The following is a 17,482-nucleotide window of genomic DNA, read 5'->3' as shown; positions in this document are numbered from 1 at the left end:
GATCAGGCAATCAGACCCAGAACAAGACCTGCGACGAAGAGGAAGGCAAGACCGGCAGTGGCTGCGTGCAGGAACCGAGTGCGCCAGCCCGCCACAGAGGGGAGCCTGCGCGGCAGGATCTTGATGTCGGACGCAAGCTGCTGCTGCAATTCATGCATTCATATCTCTCCCTAGCAACGGCATATCTGCCGTTTTGCCGACATTAGCGTAACCCGACCGGATTGACAGGCATATTGTTCCACGCATCTGCGACTTTGGTGGAATATCATTGCAACCCTCTTGATCTCTGGTGCAGATGCGCAAGATTGGCGCGTGCTGCGGCGAATGGGCCGTATAGGGATTCTGGATGTCTGATATCGATGCGATCATCGTCGGCGCAGGCGTGATCGGCCTTGCATGCGCGCGTGAACTTGCAGGGCGCCAACTGTCGGTGCTCGTGCTGGAAACCGACAGCGCGATCGGCACCGGAACCTCATCGCGCAATAGCGAAGTCATCCATTCCGGGCTCTACTATCCGCCGGGAAGCCTCAAGGCGCGGCTCTGCGTGGAAGGCCGCCAGAAGCTCTATGAATTCTGCGCTTCCCATGGGGTGCAGTACCGTCAATGCGGCAAGCTGATCGTTGCCACGCAGGATTCCGAACTGCTCCTGCTGCACGACCTGTTGCGTAAAGGCGTGGCAAATGGTGTCCCCGACCTCGCCATGCTCTCGCAGGAGGAGGCGCAGGAACTGGAACCTTCGCTCTCCTGCATCGCCGGCCTGTTGTCTCCTTCCACCGGCATCATCGATAGCCATGGCTATATGCTGGCGCTGCAGGGCGATGCGGAAAATGCCGGCGCGACCATAGCGCTCAAAGCACCGTTTGTCGGCGCGCGTCGAGAGGGGAGCGGCTTTGTGGTCAGCGCCGGTGGCTCTGAGCCTCTCGATCTGTCCTGCGATATTCTCGTCAATACAGCCGGCCTGCATGCATCCGTCGTGGCTGGCGCCATAGAAGGCCAAGCTTCTCACACCATACCGCAGACGCGCTATGCCAAGGGCAGCTATTTCATGCTGCCGGGCCGCGCACCCTTCCGGCATCTCATCTACCCGGCACCGCATGCGCATGGGCTCGGCGTACATCTGACCATGGATCTTTCCGGACAGGTTCGCTTTGGCCCGGATGTCGAATGGGTGGACGCGATCGACTACACCGTCGATCTGTCGCGGGTGGCAGGCTTTGACGAAGCCATCCGCCGCTACTGGCCAGATATGCCGCAGCAAGCGCTGATCCCCGGCTACTCAGGTATGCGCCCGAAAATCTGCGGGCCTTCCGATCCAGCTGCCGATTTCCGCATCGACGGACCGGAGTTCCATGGCACTCCCGGCCTCGTCAATCTGTTTGGCATCGAAAGTCCGGGCTTGACGGCCTCACTGGCAATCGCACGTGAAGTGGCAGACCGGGTATCACCGGCCGCATAGGTTCAAATCGGCGCATGGGCCCTGATGACCGCCTTGATCGGCAGGTGATCCGAGGCAAGCCGTGCCAGCGCCGTATCATGCACATGCACCTGTTCGATCAACCCTGGCCGGTTCGACATGATGCGGTCGAGCGCCAGCACCGGCAGGCGCGATGGAAAGCTTGGCACGGCCGCCGGCATGCCGCGAAACGTTGCCGACAGAGAATTCAGCGAGGAGCGAACGCCCAGCCGCCATTCGTTGAGATCGCCCATCAGGATGGTTGGCTGGTCCTCGCGGGCATCAAGAATATCGAGGATCATGCGCGCCTGCTGCTGGCGCGAACGATTGAGCAGGCCCAGATGCGCGGCGATGACCCGCAGGACAGCGCCATCCTTCAGCTCCAGTTCGGTCAACAGCGCACCGCGAGGCTCCAGCCCCGGCAGCTTAACCTGATGCACGTCACGCACCACGCCATGGCGAAAGAACAGCACATTGCCATGCCAGCCATGCGCCTTGGCAAAGCCCGAAACCGGCACCGGCACAAGCCCCGTCTCGCGCTCCACCCAGTTGAGATCGAGAAGCCCACGGCGCTCACCAAAGCGGGTATCCGCCTCCTGCAGCGCCAACACGTCCGGCCCGATCTCGCGGATGACATGGGCAATGCGTGCCGGATCGAACCGCCCGTCCACGCCAACGCATTTGTGGACATTGTAGGAGGCAACCAGAAGATCTGACGGGTCGCGCCGGCCCGTCTCATCCTCGCGGACAAGCGCGCGTTGCTTGCGATTGCGAATGGAGGACAGGATGCTGGCGGGGAGATTGCTGCTGTTCATGCGGTGTTGCGGATCGGTTCAAAGGCCATCAGGCGAGTATAGCGCGCGCGGGCCATGCTTCCAGCCCCGATCACAGATAGGGTGAGCCAAGCCATAACACACGCTCAAAAAGACGCACGGCAAACGGACGTGCCTTCAATGCCTCCAGTGAAACCGGCTCGGCATTGGCAAGCGTGGCATCGATCTCTGCCTCGAGCGCCTGGGCGAAGGCTTCATCAAACACTTCCAGATCGACCTCGAAATTCAGCCGCAGCGAACGCGGATCCATATTGGACGAACCGATATAGGCCCAGCGTCCGTCCACCACCAACAGCTTGGAATGGTTGAAGGGGCCGCCCGCGCGCCAGATACGGCAATCGCCATCGAGAATCTGGTCGAACTGCGCGGTCATGGCCCGATCAACGAGCGTCAGATTATTGGCGGCCGGCACGACGATATCCACCTCAACGCCCCGCCGCGCCGCCGTGGACAAGGCACTGATCAGCTCCCGGTCCGGCAGGAAATAGGGGGAGACGATGCGGATGGTTGAGCGGGCAACGGAAAAGGCACCCATCAGCATCTTGTGATTGGTCTCGACGCTGCGGTCAGGTCCCGAACCGACGGCGCGGATCAGAACCGGCGACCCCGGTATTCCGCCCGGAGGCTCGATCCGCCAGCTCTCATCCGTCAGCACCTCGCCGCTGGCAAAGCGCCAATCGTCGGCGGCAAGCTCAAACAGATCCGCCACCACCGGCCCGGAGAGGCGGAAATGCGTATCGATGGCAAAGTCCTTGCCGCTGACGGCGCGTGAAAAGGCCTCGCGGATGTTCATGCCGCCGGTAAAGGCCAGTTCTCCATCCACCACCATGATCTTGCGGTGGGTGCGCAGATTGGCATAGGGCAGGCGCAGACCCATGATGACATTGCCGTTGAACACATCCACCGTCACCCCGCCATCGCGCAGCATGCCTAGCACACTCGGCACGGAATAACGGGCGCCGACTGCATCGATCAGCACGCGCACATCAACGCCACGCGCCACGGCCTGCGTCAGCGCCGTGACAAACTGGCGCCCGACCCGGTCCCGATCGAAAATATAGGTCTCCAGGATAATGCTGCGTCGAGCCTTGCCAATAGCATCCAGCATGGCACCATAGGCCGCGTCCCCACCTTCCAGCCTGGTGATCGCATTGCCGGTGGTGAGATAGTTGCGCGTTACGCGGTCGCCCAGCGTCTTCATGGCCTGAAATCTTCGGCCGAACTGCGTGGCCACCATGGTATCCGTCGCGTCGAAGGACACCATGTGCTCGAGGAAATTGCCTTTCAGCAATTCGCGCCGATTGCCCAAGACAGTGCGGCGGACCCTGTTGATGCCGGCGATCAGGTAGAGCAGGGCACCGATGATCGGCGACAGGAGGATGACGCCCACCCAGCCAATGGCCGAGCGCACCTCATCCTTGGTCATGGCCACGTGAATAGCCGCAGTCGCGCCCATGAAGACCGACAGGACAAATACGATATGCGGCCAATAGGGCGATAGAAAATCCAGCATCGCGCTAGATATAGGCGCCCTGCCGCAGGGTGCAATAATCCCGCTATCGCAAAGCCTTCTGGCTCAGGCTGCAGACAGCTGCGTCTGGAACACGTCGAGCGAGCGCTCAAAGATATCGAAGATCGTGCCGACCTGTTCCTCGGTGATGATCATCGGCGGGCAAAGCGCCATGGAATCGCCGACCGCGCGCGAAAACAGACCGTTCTCCTGCAGGATTGCAGCCAGTTTCGGTCCCAGCTGCCCAGTCGCAAATCCTTCGCGTGGCGCCAGCTCCAGCGCCCCGATAAGACCTATTCCCCGCGCTTCAATGGCCAGAGGATGCGCCTCGAGCGCCTTCAGGCGCTTGAGGAAAAACGGGCTGAGCGCCTGCACATTGCCGACCAGATCGCGTTCCTCAATGATCGCGAGATTTTCCAGTGCGACGGCAGCGGCCACCGGATGACCGGAGCCTGTATAGCCGTGGCCAAAAGTGCCGATGCGACCGGATTCCTCGGCAATCGGCTGATAGACACGATCATTGATCAGAAGCGCCGAAATCGGCTGATAGGAGGAGGAGAGCTGCTTCGACAGGGTGATGATATCCGGCTCCAGCGCAAAGGTGGTGGTGCCGAACATCTGGCCGGTGCGACCAAAGCCGCAGATCACTTCGTCTGCAATGAAGAGGATGTCGTGCTTCTTCAGGATAGGCTGGATGGCCTCCCAATAGCCCGCCGGCGGCACGATGACACCGCCGGCCCCCATGACCGGCTCGCCGATGAAGGCTGCAATCGTATCGGCACCTTCCCGCGCGATGAGTGCTTCGAGATCGGCTGCACACCTTGCGACAAAACCGGCCTCATCCTCGCCCTCCTGCGCAAACAGGCGAAAATGCGGACAGGTGGTGTGGAAAATACCGGGCAGCGGCAGATCAAACGAGCGGTGATTGTTGGGAAGGCCCGTCAGGCTGGCACTGGCCACCGTCACGCCGTGATATCCCTTGATGCGCGAGATGATCTTCTTCTTTTCCGGCCGGCCCAGAGCATTGGAGCGGTACCAGATCATCTTCATCGCCGTATCATTGGCTTCCGATCCGGAATTGGTGAAATACACCTTCGACATCGGCACCGGCGCCATCTGGATCAGCTTTTCCGCCAGATCGACGGAAGGACCATGGGTCTTGGCCGCGAATGTGTGATAATAGGGAAGCTTCGCCATCTGCCGGGCGGCGGCATCCACCAGGCGCTGTTCCCCGAATCCGACAGCCACGCTCCACAAGCCGGCCATGCCCTCGATATAGCGCTTTCCATTGCTGTCGAAGACATAGATCCCTTCACCGCTTTCGATCACCAGCGCGCCATCGCGCTCCAATGCCTTGGCATTGGTATAGGAATGCAGCTGGTAGGCCTTGTCGCGGGCCTCGATGGAATTGGGCTGGATCGTCATGGATGTCTGCTCCAAAAATCTGTGATGGGGTGGCGGCTCAGCGACCGCCCATGGCGGCCACCGGCGGCTCGGCTTCCGGCGGGATGGGGCTGCGATAGGCCTGCCCCTTCAGCCGGCGCTTGAGATCGGCCCAGGCGGCCTCGCGCAACTGGTCGCTTTGCAGCGCGGCGAGGCCGGTTGCGGCCATGGCTTTGGCCGTGTCGATCATCGCCTTGTGCGCATGGCTGCTCTTGCCCTGCGCCACCACCTGCCAGGTGTGCAGCTGGGTACCGATGGCAAGCGTCGGACCATAGGCCTGCACGGTTGGCACGACCCAGCTGACATCGGCGACATCCGTGGAGCCGCCCATCTGGCGCACCTCACTATGGGCGGGCAGGATGAAATCGGCGAGCGGAATATCGCGCTCTTCCAGGCGTTCCTGCGCCCAGCTTGCGGCAATATCTTCCGGCGTCAGCGTGGAACGGATTTCCTCGGCAAACCGGCGGTCCGCATCGTCGAAATCGGGCGCGCCCATGCTCTGCCAGACATCCTGCATGACATCCATCAGCGGCGTGTTGACGATGAGGTTGGAAACGCCCGACAGGATGATGTTTTCCATCTTCGTCTCAGTCATCAGCGCCGCCCCTTCAGCAACCTTCTTCACCCGCTCGATAAGCGGAAAGAGACCGGACAGTTCCGGCGCGCGCACCACGTAGCGCACCTTGGCATGTGCCTGCACGACATTGGGCGAAATGCCTCCGGCATCGAGCAGCGCATAGTGGATGCGACAATCCTGCTGCATATGTTCGCGCAGATAATTAACGCCGACGCTCATCAGTTCCACGGCATCAAGCGCGCTGCGGCCAAGCTCGGGGCTTGCCGCCGCATGCGAGGAACGGCCGGTAAAGGTGAAATCGATGCGGCAATTGGCAAGCGAGGTTTCGCGCTGCACGCCGGCAAAGGCGCTTGGGTGCCAGCAGATGGCGATATCGACATCCTGAAAGGCGCCTGCACGCACCATGAAGGCCTTGGCCGCTCCGCCTTCTTCCGCCGGGCAGCCGTAATAGCGCACGCGGCCGGGCGTGCCGGTGGCTTCCAGCCAGTCTTTCAAGGCGGTTGCCGCCAGAAGCGAGGCCGAACCGAGCAGATTGTGGCCACAGCCATGGCCGTTGGCGCCTGCCGTCAATGGCTCGTGATGGGAAACGCCGGCCTTTTGGCTCAGCCCAGCCAGCGCATCATATTCACCGAGAAAGGCGATGACCGGCCCGCCCTCGCCTGCCTCGCCGATCAGAGCTGTCGGGATACCCGCCACGTTCTCCGTGATACGGAAGCCTTGTGTCTCCAGCATTTCGCGATGGGCGGCAGTGGAAACCACTTCCATATAGCAGGTTTCCGGCGTTGCCCAGACACGATCCGAAAGCTCCTTGAACACCTCCCTGTGCCGATCGACGGCCTGGAAGATCTGGGGGAGATTACTGCTCATGGACATGGAATTCACCTGCATGCGACGATCAAGGAAGGCCAGACCCTAGCGCAGCATGGACAGAATGCAAACCTTTCCTGCAGGCTTCAACTTTGCCAATTTTCTGTGCAAAGGGCCGTTTCCAACCGTTTCCACTCGTCCACCTGTGGCAGGCCAATGCGCAAACAATCCGGCCGCTCGGAAAATCGGCGCACAAGAATGCCTGCTTCGCCCAGATGCTGGAACAGCGCCGGCGCCCGAGGGTCCACTAGATAGCGAAACAGCGAGGTACCACCTGACACCTGCAGCCCGGCACCCGCCAGCAAGCTGTCCAGCCGCCCTGCCTCCTGCTTCAGCTGACCGCGCATGGCGTCCTGCCACTTGCGATCGACCAGCGCTTCGAGCCCGGCATGTAGGGTCGGTCCCGGAATGGCCCAGGGGCCGAGCCGCACCGACAATTGCTCGGCAATCGCGGGTGGCGCAACGGCAAAGCCCAGCCGCAAGCCGGCAAGGCCATAGAATTTGCCAAACGAGCGCAGAACCGCAAGTCCCGGATGCACGGCAACGGCAACGGATGCATCCGGCTCCGCGACCTCCATGAACGCTTCATCGACCACCAGAAGCCCGCCCTTGGCAGCCAGCCGGCGCGAAAGATCGAAAATGTCCTGCGGCGCGATGAGCCGTCCATCTGGATTGTTGGGGTTGACCACAATCGCAAGATCCGCGCTTGCCAGCGCGCCGAAATCCGCCGTCTCCGTGACATCGAAACCGGCATGCCGGGCAAGCCTTGCGTGCTCGGCATAGGTGGGCGACAGCACTGCCGCCCGACGACCCGCAACCGAAAGACGGCCAAAGACGGCCTCGATCAGCAGCGGCAAAAGGATATGCGTGCCCGGTGCCGGCGCCAGATGAGCGGGTGATGGCGCATCATAAGCATTTGCCGCCACAGCCCTCAGGTGTTCAAGCGCTGCCGGCTCCGGCAGGCGGGAAAAAGCGGTGGTCGGAATGGGCGAATGGGGATAGGAGTGAGGATTGATACCGGTGGAAAGATCAATCCACGGCTGGAGCGCCTGCGGAAAAAGTGCCGCCGCCCGCGCCAGATTGCCACCGTGATCGATCGCCTGCCCGCTTTTGCCCTCTGTCGCGTCCCGTTGCTGATCCATGGCCTTCTCTCTCGCCTTTATCGCTCTGCTTATTGAACGGCTTGTCGGTTATCCGCAATGGCTTGTGGATCGCATCGGCCATCCGGTGATCTGGATCGGCAAGCTGATCGAACGGCTGGAAAGGCGCTTCAACCGGCTTGATCTGCCGTTTGACATACGCCGCCGCCATGGGGTGATCGCATTTCTCATCCTGCTCGGCGTCACGTTCGTCGTATCGCTGCTCATCGAGCGCTCGCTGCTCTGGCTGCCCTTCGGGTTTTTCGTGCTCGCCGTCATCGCCTCCAGCCTGATTGCGCAAAAGAGCCTCGAAGATCATGTACGCGCCGTGGCCGACGCACTGGAGAATGGCGGTCTGCCGGCAGGTCGCAAAGCCGTCTCGATGATTGTCGGGCGCGATCCGGACCAGTTGGACGAGGCAGGTGTCAGCCGTGCGGCCATCGAGAGCCTTGCTGAGAACTTTTCCGATGGCATCACCGCCCCCGCCCTCTGGCTTGGTCTCGGCGGCTTGCCGGGCGCCGCCCTCTACAAGGCCACGAACACGGCTGACAGCATGATCGGCCACCGCAATGCCCGCTACGGCGCCTATGGCTGGGCGGCCGCCCGCTTCGATGACCTCGTCAACTTGCCCGCCTCGCGGCTGACAGCACTGCTGTTCATTGCTGCGGCCGCGCTGGTGCCCGGCGCCTCGCCGCGTGCCGCCTGGAATGCCCTGCGCCGCGATGCCTCACGCCATAAATCCCCGAATGCCGGTTGGCCGGAAGCGGCCATGGCCGGCGCGCTCGGTCTGGCCCTGGCCGGTCCACGCATCTATGGCGGCGTGCTGGTGGATGATCACGTTATGGGAGAAGGCGGCAGGCGCGAGGCAACGGCACAGGATATCCGCCGGGCGCTCACCCTGTCGCGGGTTGCCGATCTCCTGCTCATCATCCTGTTCGGCATTCTGGCCGATGGCTTCAGCGCGCTAATCTGAGAAGCAGATCCAGATCGAGATGGCGCTCCATATGGGCGGCCAGACGATCGAGCACCTCTTCGACACCCTGTTCGTAATCCAGCCGCGTGGCCTGCCCACCCAGCCGCGTCAGCCAGGCGGAGCGCTGGCCATCATCGGCAAACAGCCCATGCACATAGGTGCCGCAGACAAACCCGGACCGCGAGACAGCGCCCTCGCCCTCGCCCCCGATACGGGCGAAGGGCCGAAGACGATCCGACCCCAGCGTTTCACCCACATGCATTTCATAGCCGGCAAATGATTGTCCATCCGTGGTCTGCCCGGTCACCGCCACCAGATGTTTCTGCCCGGTCAGCCGGGTCTCCACATCCAGATGCCCAAGCCCCGGCTCAATAACACCCGCCGGCCCTTCGATACCGTCAGGATCGGCCACGCTTTTCCCCAGCATCTGGTAGCCGCCGCAAAGACCAAGCACCGGCTTTCCCCGCCGCAAATGGGCGGCGATATCCACATCGAAGCCGGCGGCTTTCAGCGCCTGCAGATCGGCAATCGTTGCCTTGGAGCCTAAGAGCAGCACAAGGTCGGCATCGGCCGGCAGCACGCCACCGGGACGCACCCGCACAAGCTCCACCTGCGGCTCGGCATCCAGCGGATCGAGATCGTCGAAATTGGAGACATGCGGCAGGATCGGCACGGCGATGCGGATCGTCGCGCCGGCCTTTGCGGCAGGTGCCGAATTCAGCGCCAGCGCATCTTCAGCCGGCAGGCGCACCGCTTCAGCAAAATGCGGCAAAAGACCAACCGGGCTCCAGCCGGTAAAGCCCTCGATCATCCGCATGCCGTCGTCAAACAGCGACGGATCGCCGCGAAACCGGTTGACGATGAAGCCATGGATCATTGCCGCATCTGCCGCGTCCAGCACCAGTTTCGTGCCGGCAATGCTGGCGATCACGCCACCGCGATCGATATCGCCGATCAGTACCACAGGCACATCTGCGGCGCGGGCAAAACCCATATTGGCAATGTCATTGCGGCGCAGGTTCACCTCGGATGCGCTGCCCGCCCCTTCCACCAGCACCAGATCGGCATGCGATTTCAGTTTTCCAAAGCTTTCCAGCACGCGTGGCATCAGCCCCGCCTTCAAATGCTGATATTCGGCGGCCTTGGCATTGCCCTCAACGCGACCCTGAACAACAAGCTGGGCGCCGACCTCGCTCTGCGGCTTCAAAAGCACCGGGTTCATATGCACGGACAATGGCGCCCGTGCCGCGCGCGCCTGCAGCGCCTGCGCCCGGCCAATCTCGCCGCCATCCGCCGTCACGGCAGCATTGTTCGACATGTTCTGCGGCTTGAACGGCAGAACCTTCAGGCCCCGAAAGGTAAAGGCGCGCGCCAGCCCCGCCACCAGCAGCGACTTGCCGACATCCGAACCGGTGCCCTGGAACATCAGGGCCTTGGCGCTCTTTGTGCCCGTCATCAGAATTCTATCCCGACTTGCGCCTTCACGCCGGCCTTGAAGTGATGCTTCACCAGCGTCATTTCCGTCACCATATCGGCCGCCTCGATCAGCGCAGGCTTGGCATTGCGACCGGTGACAATGACATGCAGACCCTCCCGGCGTGCGGCCAGATCGGCAATCACCGTCTCCAGATCGAGATAATCATAGCGCAGCGCAATGTTCATCTCATCGAGAATGACGAGGCCAACCTCCGGCATCGCCATCACTTCCTTGGCCTTTTCCCAGGCGCGCCCGGCCGCTTCCACATCCCGCTTCAGGTCCTGCGTATCCCAGGTAAATCCCTCGCCCATTGTATGCCAGATCACCTTTTCGCCAAAGGTTTCCAGCGCCGCCCGCTCGCCGGTCTCCCAGGCGCCCTTGATGAACTGTACTACGGCGACCTTTCGGCCATGCCCCAGCATGCGCAGCGCCAGGCCGAAGGCGGCCGTCGATTTGCCCTTGCCCGGCCCGGTATTGACGATCAGCAGACCCTTTTCGATGGTCTTGGAAGCCACTTCCGCATCCTGCACCGCCTTGCGGTTTTCCATCTTGCGCTTGTGGCGTTCTGCCTGTTCCCCGTCGATATCCGCCATGGGCCTCTCCTCTTGAACGTCTGCGGTTGAAGTCGGAGGCGGGACTATAGTCGAAGCACCTCCTCCGGCAATGGCCGTTCGCCGGCATTGACACATCCGCGCCTAAGCGCATAGTGAACCAGCAACGGTCTTTTCCCGGCAACGGGGAAAGCTAAGAGGGAACGCGGTGCGGCCAGAATTGGCCTAAACCACGGCTGCCCCCGCAACTGTAAGCGGCCCCCGCCTGAAGCGGGAACCCGGCGCCGAAAGCCACTGAAGTTTTCTTCGGGAAGGCAGCGCATGGGCGATGAGCCGCGAGCCAGGAGACCTGCCGTTGACGATGAGGAAAATCCAGCCGGGCGGGGTGCTCCGGCAGGGATGAGTTTTTGAGCATGCCGGCAATCCGCCGTGCAGGCTTGCGCCCCGTTATGATTTGAAGACACGGGGCTCCAGGTGGATTTATCAGCACAGACAGATAGTGGAACGGTGATGGCACTAGAGGCCGCACGCGTCGTCGTCTTCGTATGCGAGACCTGCCGCAGCACCGGCCAGGCGCCGGATGCGCCGCGCGAGGGCGCGATGCTGGCCGAAAAGGTTAAAAACCTGGGCGAGACCGGGATCGAAATGCGCGCAGTCGCCTGCCTTGCCAATTGCAAGCGCGGCCTGAATGCCAGCATCCAGAGCGCTGACGGCTGGTCCTATATCTTCGGTGACCTGACCTTGGACAGTGCCGAGGACCTGGTGACCGGCGCCCGCCTTCTGGCTCAATCCACCGACGGGTTGATGCCCTGGAAGGGCCGGCCCGACAGCCTGAAGCGCGGCATGATTGCCCGCATTCCACCGCTTGATCTGCATTCCACACACATCCAGAAGCCGTAAGAAGGACCTCCATTCCATGAGCACATCGCTTGCCCGCATTCCCTGCACGGTCGTCACCGGTTTTCTCGGCGCCGGCAAAACCACGCTGCTGCGCCATGCACTGGAAAACATCAAGGGCAAGCGGCTTGCCATCATCGTCAACGAATTCGGCGATGTGGGCATCGATGGCGAAATCCTGAAAAGCTGCGGCGTCGAAAACTGCCCGGAAGACAATATCATCGAGCTTGCCAATGGCTGCATCTGCTGCACCGTGGCCGATGATTTCGTGCCGGCCATCGACAAGATCCTCGCTTTGCATCCAAAGGTCGATCATATCCTGATCGAGACCTCTGGCCTTGCGCTGCCCAAACCGCTGGTGCAGGCCTTCCAATGGCCAAGCGTGAAAAGCCGCGTCACCGTCGATGGCGTGATTGCCGTGGTGGATGGGCAGGCTTTGGCAGATGGCCGCGTGGCCGATGACATGGAAGCACTTGCCGCCCAGCGCACGCAAGATCAGTCGCTCGATCATGACAATCCGGTCGAGGAAGTCTTTGAAGACCAGATCGCCTGCGCAGACCTCGTCATTCTGACCAAGGCCGATCTGTTGTCGCCCGCCGAGCTTGAAAAGGCCCATGCCCATGTGAAGGCCCATTTGCCGCGCGCCGTGCGCATCGTCCATTCGGAATACGGCCAGATCGACCCTGCCGTGTTCATCGGCCTTGGCCTTGCCGTGGAAGATGACATCGAAAACCGCAAGACCCATCACGACGGCGAACTGGACCACGAGCACGATGATTTCGACAGCTTCGTGCTCGACATTCCGGCGATTGCCAGCCCGGAAGACCTCAGCGCCCGCATTGCAAGCGTCACCGAGGCGGAAAAGGTTCTGCGCATCAAAGGCTATGTGGAAGTCTCCGGCAAGCCGATGCGGCTTCTGGTGCAGGCGGTCGGCCCGCGTGTGAACCACTATTTCGACCGCGCCTGGACGGCCGGTGAAGACCGCCGCTCGCGCCTCGTCATCATCGGCGAAAAGGGCATCGATGCGCAAAAGATCGGGAAGCTGCTGGCCGCCTGATGCACATTCTTGCCACCACGTCCTCGTCGCTTGACGACCTGATCGAACCGGTTGATCTCAACCAGTCGCCGGGTGACGTGGTGGTGCTGTCCTTTACCGATAGCGACCTGAACGGCGTGGCCGCCGCCTGGGATCGGCTGGCTGATGGCAGGTTCTCCCTGCGGCTGGCCCAGCTGTCCGATCTTCGCCACCCGATGTCGGTGGATCTCTGGATCGACAAGGTGGCGCGTCATGCCAAGGTCATTCTGGTGCGGGTGCTGGGCGGCTATGACCGCTGGCGCTATGGCGTGGAAGAACTGTCGCATCTGGCGCGCGGAAAAGGCCTGCCGCTGGTGCTTTTGCCTGGCGAATGCAGCGAGAAGGACGATCGGCTGTCTGCCGCCTCGAGCCTCCCCCAGTCGCAGATCGATCATTTCCTCTCCTTCTTTCGCGAAGGCGGGCCGGACAACCTGAACCGGCTGGCTGAGGCGCTGCGGGATCTGGCCGATGGTACCAAGCCGCAGGCTGAAAAGGCCGTAACCGTTCCAAAACTCGGCTTCTACCGGCCCGGCAAAGGTGTCATTTCGCAAGCCGACGCAGTGGAGGGTATCGCCGGTCAAAAGATCCTGCCGCTTCTCTTCTATCGGTCCATGCTGCTGGCGGGCGATGTGGCGCCGATCGAGACGCTGGCCACGGCGCTCAAGGAAAAGGGCTTTGCACCGCTGCCGATCTTCGTGCCGGGCCTGAAGGACAAAGCAACGCTTTCCACCCTGTTTGATCTTTTCCAGACCCTGAAACCAGCTGCGATTATCGCGACGACCGCCTTTGCCAGCAATGCCGAACTGGATGGCAAAACCCTGTTCGATCGCTCAGGCGTGCCCGTCTTTCAGGCGGTGATTGCCACCACCAAGCGACAGGCCTGGGTGGAAAGCCAGCGCGGGCTCGGGCCGTCGGATCTGGCCATGCATGTGGTGCTGCCGGAACTTGACGGACGCATTCTGGCCGGCGTGATCTCCTTCAAGGATGAGCGCGATGCCGGCGGCGCCTATGGTTTTGCCGGCTTTGCCAATCGGCCGGAGCCGGACCGCGTGGCCGCCGTTGCCGAGCGCATCGCAAAGCATCTCGATCTCTATGCCGCGCCGAAAGCCGAGCGCCGGCTCACCATTCTGATGCCCGATTATCCGGGTGCAGCCGGTCGCACCGGCTATGCGGTGGGTCTCGATGTGCCGGAAAGCGTGCTGGACATGCTGCGCAGCCTTTTGAGCGACGGTTATGGCGTGGGTGATATTCCAGCCACGGCCAAGGACCTGATGGATCTTGTCCTGTGCGGGCAGGAAACCCTGCCTCTCCCAGCTTACGAGGAGTATCTTGGCCTGCTGCCTGCCGACGCCCGAGAGGCGGTGATAGCCACCTGGGGCGATCCCTTAGCCGACGAAGCATGCAGGGATGGAGCCTTCCGGTTCCGGGCCGTGCGTTTCGGCAATGTTACCGTAGCACTGGCACCGGATCGCGGCCGCGAGGCCGACCGGCGCACGGATTATCACGATCCCGCCCGCCCGCCGCGCCATGCGCTGATCGGTTTCGGCTGCTGGATGCAGCGGGAACTGCAAAGCCAGGCCATCATCCATGTGGGTGCGCATGGCACGCTGGAATGGCTGCCGGGCAAGACTGTTGCGCTGACAGGTGCCTGTTTCCCGGAACTCGTGACCGGCAATCTGCCGGTACTCTATCCCTTTATCGTCTCCAATCCCGGCGAGGCCGCCGTCGCCAAACGCCGCATTGCCGCCATCACTATCGGCCACATGCCGCCAATGCTGGCAGAGGCCGGCCTTTCGCCGCCACAGCAGGCGCTGGAACTGCTGGTGGATGAATATGCGCAGGCCGACGGGCTGGATCGCAAGCGGCGTGACAGGCTGGCGAAACTCATCGTCGAAAAGGCCGAGGAAAGCGGGCTGGCGCAGGAAATCGGCGTGAGCGGCCAAGAGGATGCCGATACGGCGCTGTCGCGCATCGATGCCTTTCTCTGCGATCTCAAGGATTTCGCCATCAAGGACGGCCAGCATGTGTTTGGCCGCGCCGATCCGCTCGATACGGACCCGCTCAGGATCGACAGCGCCGGGGCCGAGCGTGCCGCACTTCTCGGCGCGCTTGATGGCCGGTTCCTAAGCCCCGGCCCTGCAGGCGCACCGGCGCGCGGGCGTCGCGACGTGCTTCCCACGGGCCGCAATCTCTATGCGTCCGATCCGCGCACCATGCCGACACCGACGGCCTTTGAGCTTGGCAGGCTTGCCGCCGAAGAGGTGATCCGCCGCTATCTGCAGGACCATGGCGACTGGCCGAAAAGCCTTGTCTTTGATCTCTGGGGCAGCGCCACACTGCGCAGCGGCGGCGAGGAAGTGGCGCAAGGTCTGGCGCTGATGGGAGCAAGACCGATCCAGGACCCGGCGACCGGCCGTGTGACCGGTATCGAAGTTCTGGCGCCGGCCCAGCTTGGTCGACCCCGCGTCGATGTGACTTTCCGCATTTCCGGCCTGTTTCGCGACATGTTCCCCTCGCTGATTGCGCTTCTGGATGCCGCGGCCCGCACCATTGCATCACGCACCGACGAGGCCGAGGGCGATAATCCACTGGCAGAGACCGCCCGGCTTCACGGTATAATGCCGCACCGCATCTTCGGCTCGGCGCCCGGCACCTATGGGTCTGGCGTCGAAGAAAAGCTTGCCGATGGAGACTGGCAGGCGCGCGAAGAGCTTGGCCGCGCCTATCTTGCCATGACCAGCCATGCCTTTGGCGGCCCAGACGGCGAAGAACAGCCGGCAGGAGACGCCTTTGCCGAGCGCGTGCGGATAGCCGATCTTCTGGTCCATACGGGCGATGATCCCGGTCGTGACCTGCTCGACGGTTCCGGCGATGTCGCCTTTATCGGCGGTTTTGCCGCAGCCGTGGCAGCGCTTGGCGGCAAGGCGGACCTGATCGCGCTCGACACCACCGATCCGCAGCGACCACGCGCCCGTTCGATTTCTGAAGCCGTCACCCGCGTCGTGCGCGCCCGCGCTATCAACCCTCGCTTCATCGAGGGCCAGATGCGCCACGGGCCGCGCGGAGCCGCCGAACTGGCCGAAACCGTGGACCGGCTGGTGGGTTTTGCCGAAACCACGCAGGCCATTCCGCAAAGCCTAATCGAAGCGGTTTACGACGCATATGTCGCGGATGAGCGCGTGCGCGATTTCGTGCTCGACCAGAATCCGGAAGCAGCGGGCGCGATTGCCGAACGCCTTCTGTCGGCCCGCCGGCGTGGCCTCTGGCAGCCGCGCCGCAATTCGGTGGACCGCGAACTGGAAGTACTGCGCGGATGGGCACGCGAGAGGGAACGCGCATGACTGCATTGGCCGCTGCCCTGCCTCCCTCTTCTGCCCTTTCCATGGCGCGCGGTGCCTGCCCGGCACTTTCCGCCCCGATGCTGACCGGCGATGGTTATCTGTCGCGCGTGGCGCTGACGGACGGGGTGACGCCCGCGCAGCTTTCAGCACTCTGCACCCTGTCGAAGGCGCACGGTAACGGCATTCTGGATATCACGGCCCGAGGCAACCTTCAGGTCCGTGGCCTGACAGTCGCCTCTGCCGAATTGCTGGAACAGGCGGTGCGCAGCCTTGCTCTTCCCTTGCGTGAAGGTCTGGCGGTGGAATGGTCGCCGCTTGCCGGGCTTGATCCGGCAGAAACCACCGATCCGCGAACGCTTGGAGAGGCGATTATCGCATCGGCACGCGTATTCGAGGGGCAACTGGCGCCGAAACTCTCGGTTGTTCTGGAAAGCGGCGGGCAGATCCGGCTCGATCATCTGCTGGCCGATATCCGTCTGTCGGCTCTTTCTATCAAAGGCGACACCTTCTGGCGGCTGACGCTGGGCGGCACCGCCGCAACCGGCCGAACGCTCGGCGTGGTCAGCGACAGGGATGCGGCAGAGGTCACGCAAGCCCTCCTTTCGCATTTGGCAGAACTCGGACCGAGAGCACGGGCGCGCGATATTGAGCCGGCTCACCTTCCAGCAAGCCTGTTGGAGAAGGTGACACCCGTCGAACCAAGTGTGACAGCTATTAGCCCCGCTCCATTCGGACTGTTTGCCCTTGAAAGGGAACACCATGCGCTGCGCCTTGCGCTGGCCTTTGGCCAGGTGACGGCAGAAACACTCCATCGTCTCGTAGATAAGGCCGGGGCACTGGGGGTGACGCATCTGCGCCCCGCCCCCAACCATGCGCTGATCGCCTTTGCGCCGGAACCTGTGTGCCGCGAACTTCTGGCCATGGCCGAGGATGAGGGCTTCATCACCAGCACTGGCGATCCTCTCGCCGATATGTCCGCCTGCCCCGGCGCGCCCGCCTGCCAGTCCGGCCGGATCGAAACGCACGCGCTTGGCCGCTTTGCCGCCGATCAGGCGAGTGGCTTATTCGACGGGTCGCTCCACCTGCATATCTCCGGCTGCGCCAAGGGCTGCGCGCATCCGACGCCAGCCAGCCTGACCTTTGCCGCAATGGAGGATGCAACACATCTTGTCTTTGCCGGCAAAACCACCGATACCCCGCTGAAAAGGCTTGCCCCCCGAACGGAAGCTGCGGCACTGACCGCTCTTTCCGCGCTGCTGCGTCTGGAACGCCAGCCCGGCGAGACGAGCCGCGACTGTCTTCAACGCCTTGGTCCCGAGCGGATCGCGGCGGCGCTCGTCTGAAGG

At 62.6% G+C, this 17,482-nt stretch carries 14 protein-coding genes and 1 riboswitch; of the genes, 6 read left to right on the top strand and 8 right to left on the bottom strand.

Going from position 1 to position 17,482, the window contains the following annotated elements:
- Positions 1-2: 2 nt before the first annotated feature.
- Positions 3-158 carry a hypothetical protein gene (locus tag E8M77_RS23810; protein WP_170975734.1) on the bottom strand — a complete coding sequence of 52 codons (156 nt, stop codon included), beginning with the start codon at positions 156-158 and terminating at the stop codon, positions 3-5.
- Positions 159-346: 188 nt separating this feature from the next.
- On the opposite strand from E8M77_RS23810, the gene E8M77_RS03705 reads away from it, so the two are divergent.
- Complete coding sequence (locus E8M77_RS03705) at positions 347-1,456, top strand: NAD(P)/FAD-dependent oxidoreductase (RefSeq protein ID WP_137129274.1); 1,110 nt, start codon at positions 347-349, stop codon at positions 1,454-1,456.
- A 2-nt stretch (positions 1,457-1,458) separates the two neighbouring features.
- On the opposite strand, the gene E8M77_RS03700 is transcribed toward E8M77_RS03705, so the two are convergent.
- The 5 genes from E8M77_RS03700 to cobD all read right to left on the bottom strand — a co-directional run bounded on the left by E8M77_RS03700 (position 1,459) and on the right by cobD (position 7,825).
- The gene (locus tag E8M77_RS03700) at positions 1,459-2,268 is read right to left on the bottom strand and encodes an endonuclease/exonuclease/phosphatase family protein (protein WP_137129273.1); all 810 of its coding nucleotides are present in this window, start codon (positions 2,266-2,268) and stop codon (positions 1,459-1,461) included.
- A 70-nt stretch (positions 2,269-2,338) separates the two neighbouring features.
- Positions 2,339-3,799 carry a phospholipase D-like domain-containing protein gene (locus E8M77_RS03695; RefSeq protein WP_137129272.1) on the bottom strand — a complete coding sequence of 487 codons (1,461 nt, stop codon included), beginning with the start codon at positions 3,797-3,799 and terminating at the stop codon, positions 2,339-2,341.
- A 63-nt stretch (positions 3,800-3,862) separates the two neighbouring features.
- On the bottom strand, positions 3,863-5,221 hold the full coding sequence (locus tag E8M77_RS03690) for an aspartate aminotransferase family protein (protein ID WP_137129271.1): 1,359 nt from the start codon (positions 5,219-5,221) through the stop codon (positions 3,863-3,865).
- Between the two features lie 37 nt (positions 5,222-5,258).
- Entirely contained in the window at positions 5,259-6,683 is a 1,425-nt protein-coding gene (locus E8M77_RS03685) for a M20 family metallopeptidase (protein ID WP_170975733.1), read from the bottom strand.
- 86 nt (positions 6,684-6,769) lie between these two features.
- Positions 6,770-7,825 (bottom strand): threonine-phosphate decarboxylase CobD, encoded by a 1,056-nt coding sequence (gene cobD / locus E8M77_RS03680; protein ID WP_137129269.1) that lies wholly within the window; start codon positions 7,823-7,825, stop codon positions 6,770-6,772.
- On the opposite strand from cobD, the gene cbiB reads away from it, so the two are divergent.
- Positions 7,824-8,795, top strand: coding sequence for an adenosylcobinamide-phosphate synthase CbiB (gene cbiB, locus E8M77_RS03675; RefSeq protein WP_137129268.1), 972 nt, complete (start codon positions 7,824-7,826; stop codon positions 8,793-8,795). The genes cobD and cbiB overlap by 2 nt on opposite strands.
- Here cbiB and E8M77_RS03670 read toward each other — a convergent pair.
- Positions 8,779-10,251, bottom strand: a complete 1,473-nt coding sequence (locus E8M77_RS03670) for a cobyric acid synthase (protein WP_137129267.1) — start codon at positions 10,249-10,251, stop codon at positions 8,779-8,781. The genes cbiB and E8M77_RS03670 overlap by 17 nt on opposite strands.
- Positions 10,251-10,865 (bottom strand): cob(I)yrinic acid a,c-diamide adenosyltransferase, encoded by a 615-nt coding sequence (gene cobO, locus E8M77_RS03665; protein WP_137129266.1) that lies wholly within the window; start codon positions 10,863-10,865, stop codon positions 10,251-10,253. The genes E8M77_RS03670 and cobO overlap by 1 nt, the downstream gene beginning before the upstream one ends.
- Positions 10,866-10,973: 108 nt before the next feature.
- Positions 10,974-11,195, top strand: a riboswitch (cobalamin riboswitch).
- 138 nt (positions 11,196-11,333) lie between these two features.
- On the opposite strand from cobO, the gene E8M77_RS03660 reads away from it, so the two are divergent.
- Genes E8M77_RS03660 through cobG form a run of 4 tightly spaced genes read left to right on the top strand, consistent with a single transcriptional unit; the run spans position 11,334 to position 17,479 of the window.
- Positions 11,334-11,723 carry a DUF1636 family protein gene (locus E8M77_RS03660; protein WP_137129265.1) on the top strand — a complete coding sequence of 130 codons (390 nt, stop codon included), beginning with the start codon at positions 11,334-11,336 and terminating at the stop codon, positions 11,721-11,723.
- Between the two features lie 16 nt (positions 11,724-11,739).
- The gene (cobW, locus tag E8M77_RS03655) at positions 11,740-12,777 is read left to right on the top strand and encodes a cobalamin biosynthesis protein CobW (RefSeq protein WP_137129264.1); all 1,038 of its coding nucleotides are present in this window, start codon (positions 11,740-11,742) and stop codon (positions 12,775-12,777) included.
- Entirely contained in the window at positions 12,777-16,136 is a 3,360-nt protein-coding gene (gene cobN / locus E8M77_RS03650; protein WP_137129263.1) for a cobaltochelatase subunit CobN, read from the top strand. Before cobW ends, cobN begins: the two co-directional genes overlap by 1 nt.
- Positions 16,133-17,479 carry a precorrin-3B synthase gene (gene cobG, locus E8M77_RS03645; RefSeq protein WP_170975732.1) on the top strand — a complete coding sequence of 449 codons (1,347 nt, stop codon included), beginning with the start codon at positions 16,133-16,135 and terminating at the stop codon, positions 17,477-17,479. Before cobN ends, cobG begins: the two co-directional genes overlap by 4 nt.
- Positions 17,480-17,482 lie beyond the last annotated feature (3 nt).

The sequence above is a fragment of the Rhizobium sp. FY34 genome (genome assembly GCF_005222845.1).
In the GTDB taxonomy this organism is placed as follows: Bacteria; Pseudomonadota; Alphaproteobacteria; order Rhizobiales; family Rhizobiaceae; genus Neorhizobium.
Note: the sequence above shows the minus strand (reverse complement) of the source record. Positions and strands in the feature narration are given on the sequence as shown.